This window comes from Streptomyces durbertensis (assembly GCF_014156695.1).
GTDB lineage: Bacteria > Actinomycetota > Actinomycetes > Streptomycetales > Streptomycetaceae > Streptomyces > Streptomyces durbertensis.
This window is the reverse complement of sequence record NZ_WMLF01000532.1, coordinates 1-3,306: the sequence shown is the minus strand read 5'-3', so window position 1 is coordinate 3,306 and position 3,306 is coordinate 1. Positions and strand designations below refer to the sequence as shown.

The following is a 3,306-nucleotide window of genomic DNA, read 5'->3' as shown; positions in this document are numbered from 1 at the left end:
GGCCGGGACCGGCTGGTGCGCGGTGGGCGGCTCGTCCGCGGGGGTGTCCGACGGGGTGTCGACGTCCGTGTGCTCGCGTTCCAGCAGCTCGACGGCGTGCCGCCCGAGCTGCGCGACCAGGGCCGGCGGCAGCCAGGGGTCCAGCACCCGTCCGTCCCGCACGGCGTCCGCCGCGCCCGAGTACTCCAGCAGCTCGTCCGGCGTCGGCCGGGCGGACGGGTCCTTCCGCAGGCAGTCGCGGACGAGGTCGGCGATCCCCTCGGGGACGTCCGTGAGGTCGGGCTCCTCCTCGGCGATGCGGTACATCAGGGCGTGCGCGCCGCTGTCGGGGTTGCCGAACGGCGTCCGGCCGCTCGACGCGAACGCCAGCACGGAACCGAGCGCGAACACGTCGCACGGCGGCCCCACCCGGCTGCCGCGCACCTGCTCCGGTGCCATGAAGCCCGGTGAGCCGATCACCGCCCCGGTACGGGTCAGGCCGGCGTCGGCGACGGTCTCCAACGCCCTGGCGATGCCGAAGTCGATGACCCGTGGCCCGTCGATCGTCACCAGCACGTTCGACGGTTTGAGGTCGCGGTGCACAAGCCCCGCCGCGTGGATGTCCTTCAGCGCCAGCGCGAGCCCGGCGGTCAGCACCCGCAACGAGCGTTCCGCCAGCGGACCGTGGTCCCGCGCCACCACGCCGTACAGGCTGGGCCCCGCCACGTAGCCGGTGGCCACCCACGGCACCGGCGCCTCGGTGTCGGCGTCCAGCACCGGCGCCGTCCACAGGCCGCCGACCCGCTGCGCGGCCCGCACCTCGTGCCGGAACCGGGCACGGAACTCGTCCTGCTCCGCCAGTTCGGCACGGACCAGTTTGACCGCCGCCGTCCGGCCGCGGTCCGACCTGGCCAGATACACCTGGCCCATGCCGCCCGCGCCCAACCGGCCCAACAGCCGGTAGCCGCCGACGCGTCGCGGGTCCGCCGATCCGAGCTGCTCCATGTGGCGTACGCCCTCCCCCGTCCGGACGGGCCCACGCGCGACGGGCCCGGGAAACCGAGGATAGTCGGGCCGGGGCGCCGCATCCCACGTCCCGTGACACCGCGCGAAACTCACCCGAACGGCCTACGTCCTGCTCCCCTCCGGGGGCCGGCGGGCGCACCGTGGGCCTATGCGGTTCCCACGGGTCGCACCGGCCGCGGCGGTACTGCTGGTGGCGGTACTGACGATGGGCGACACCCCGTCGGCCACCGGCCCCCGGCCGGACGCGGCGCAGGAACGGCGGGTGACCTGGGCGGCCCCCCGCCCCGCCATCGTGCCCCGAACCGCCTGGCGGGCCGACGAGGAACTGGTCAGAGAACCCTCCGGCTACAACCGCGCGGTGCGCGCGGTTGTCGTCCACCACACCGGGCACGGCAACAACTACGAGTGCGCCGACGTCCCCGAGATCCTGCGCGCCATGCAGCGCGACCACGTGCGGCGCATGGGCTGGGACGACCTCGGCTACAACTTTGTCGTCGACCGCTGCGGCACCGTCTACGAGGGCCGGGCCGGCGGCGTCGACCGGGCCGTGCGCGGCGCGCACAGCAAGGGCTTCAACACCGAGAGCGTGGGCGTCGCCGTCATCGGCACCTTCGGCGGCTCCACCGACGTGCCGCGGCGGGCGATGGAGGCCCTGGCGGCCGTCGCCGCGTGGAAACTCGTGCCGCACATCGACCCGCGAGGCAAGGTCCGGCTGGTCTCCACCCACAACGAGAGCCGCTTCCGGAAGGGGACCGTCGTCGCCCTACCGGTGATATCCGGCCACCGCGACAGCTTCCCCACCGACTGCCCGGGCGACAGCTTCGCCGCCCGCCTCCCCGAGCTGCGTCGCGCGGTCGCCGACCTCCGCGCCCGCGGCCCGGACCGCTGAACGCCCGTCATCGCCCAAGCCGGCCCGCGAGGACGGGCCGGCGTCCAGCACCGGCCCGGGGGAGGGCGGCGGCGCGTGGTAGCGGCCGTCCCGATCGCCGCGCCGGTCGGCCAGCTGGATCAGGATCACCACCACGACCAGCAGCACCACGCACAGTATCGCCGCCCAGACCAGCCATCTCCTGCCCATGTCCGCACCGTAGGCCCGTGCGGCGCGCGGCGCGCGGCGACGGGGTCCCGACGGGTGGTCCACGGTTCACGCCGGGACCAGGACGACCTTGCCCAGCGTGCCGCGCGACTCCAGCGCCCGGTGGGCGCGGGCCGCCTCGGCCAACGGGAAGCGCCGCACCAGCGGGGTCACCGTGCCGGCCGCGACCAGCCCCAGCGCCCGCTCCTCCAGCACCCGGATGTTCTCCATCCCGCCGATCCGCTCGAACATCGGCGCGCCCAGCACCGAGCGGGAGACAACACCCAGCCGTGCCGCCTCCTCCGGCGGCAGCACCGCCTGCCCGTCGGGGTCGAAGCCGGCGGCCGCGTATCCGTACGACAGATGGGTGCCGCCCTCGGCGAGCAGGCCGATCGCCGTGCGGGCCGCCCGGCCGCCGACACCCTCCCACAGGCAGGTCGCCGGCCGCGCGCCGAACTCGTCCACGATCCGTTCCGCCCAGCCCGGGTCGGTGTAGTCCACCGCCAGGTCGGCGCCGAGACCGCGGACGGCGGCCGCCTTCTCCGCGCCGCCGGCCACACCGACGACCCGGGCGCCGGCCGACCGGGCGTACTGCACCAGCAGGTTGCCGATGCCGCCGGCCGCCGCCAGCACCACCACGGTGTCCGCCGGGCCCGGCTCGGCGAACTGGAGGACGCCCATCGCGGTGCGCCCGGTGCCCACCATGGCGAGGGCGTGGTCCTCGGACACCGCGTCCGGCAGCACGTGCAGCCGTTCCACGCCCGTCACGGCCAGCTCCGCGTAGCCGCCGGGGACCATGCCCAGGTGGGCCACCACCCGGCGGCCCAGCCAGGTCCTCTCCACGCCCGGCCCGACGGCGTCCACCGTGCCGGCGACCTCCCGCCCCGGGATCGTCGGCAGGTCGACGGGCACCGGCGTCGGCCCCAGCGCCAGCCCCTCCCGCAGCGCGGTGTCCACGAGGTGCACGCCCGCGGCGGCGACCCTGATCCGGACCTCGCCCTCACCCGGGACGGGGTCCGGCGCCTCCTCGTACCGCAGGTTGTCGGCCGGGCCGAAGGTGTGAAGACGGATGGCACGCATGGCGGCTCCCGAGGGGATCGCGGCTGACTGGCGGTCGGTCGACCGCCCGCTCATCCTCCGACCTCAAGTTCCCTTGAGGTCAAGCCCTGGCCGAGCACCCGCTGTCACACCCCTCGGTCACGATGTCCCCATGGACAACACCGACC

At 75.4% G+C, this 3,306-nt stretch carries 3 protein-coding genes; 1 reads left to right on the top strand and 2 read right to left on the bottom strand.

Features of this window, described 5'->3' with window-relative positions; translation table 11 throughout:
- Nucleotides 1-984, bottom strand: a 984-nt coding sequence (locus GL263_RS23870; RefSeq protein WP_182857813.1) for a serine/threonine-protein kinase, incomplete at its 3' end; no start/stop codon positions are given.
- Nucleotides 985-1,153: 169 nt separating this feature from the next.
- On the opposite strand from GL263_RS23870, the gene GL263_RS23865 reads away from it, so the two are divergent.
- Nucleotides 1,154-1,894 carry a peptidoglycan recognition protein family protein gene (locus GL263_RS23865; protein WP_182857812.1) on the top strand — a complete coding sequence of 247 codons (741 nt, stop codon included), beginning with the start codon at nucleotides 1,154-1,156 and terminating at the stop codon, nucleotides 1,892-1,894.
- Nucleotides 1,895-2,149: 255 nt separating this feature from the next.
- On the opposite strand, the gene GL263_RS23860 is transcribed toward GL263_RS23865, so the two are convergent.
- On the bottom strand, nucleotides 2,150-3,160 hold the full coding sequence (locus GL263_RS23860) for a zinc-binding dehydrogenase (RefSeq protein WP_182857811.1): 1,011 nt from the start codon (nucleotides 3,158-3,160) through the stop codon (nucleotides 2,150-2,152).
- Between the last annotated feature and the right edge of the window lie 146 nt (nucleotides 3,161-3,306).

Bases quoted from the DNA above. Each gene is read 5' to 3' on its own strand.
- GL263_RS23865 (WP_182857812.1), top strand. From the start codon at position 1,154: ATGCGGTTCCCACGGGTCGCACCGGCCGCGGCGGTACTGCTGGTGGCG.
- GL263_RS23860 (WP_182857811.1), bottom strand. From the start codon at position 3,160: ATGCGTGCCATCCGTCTTCACACCTTCGGCCCGGCCGACAACCTGCGG.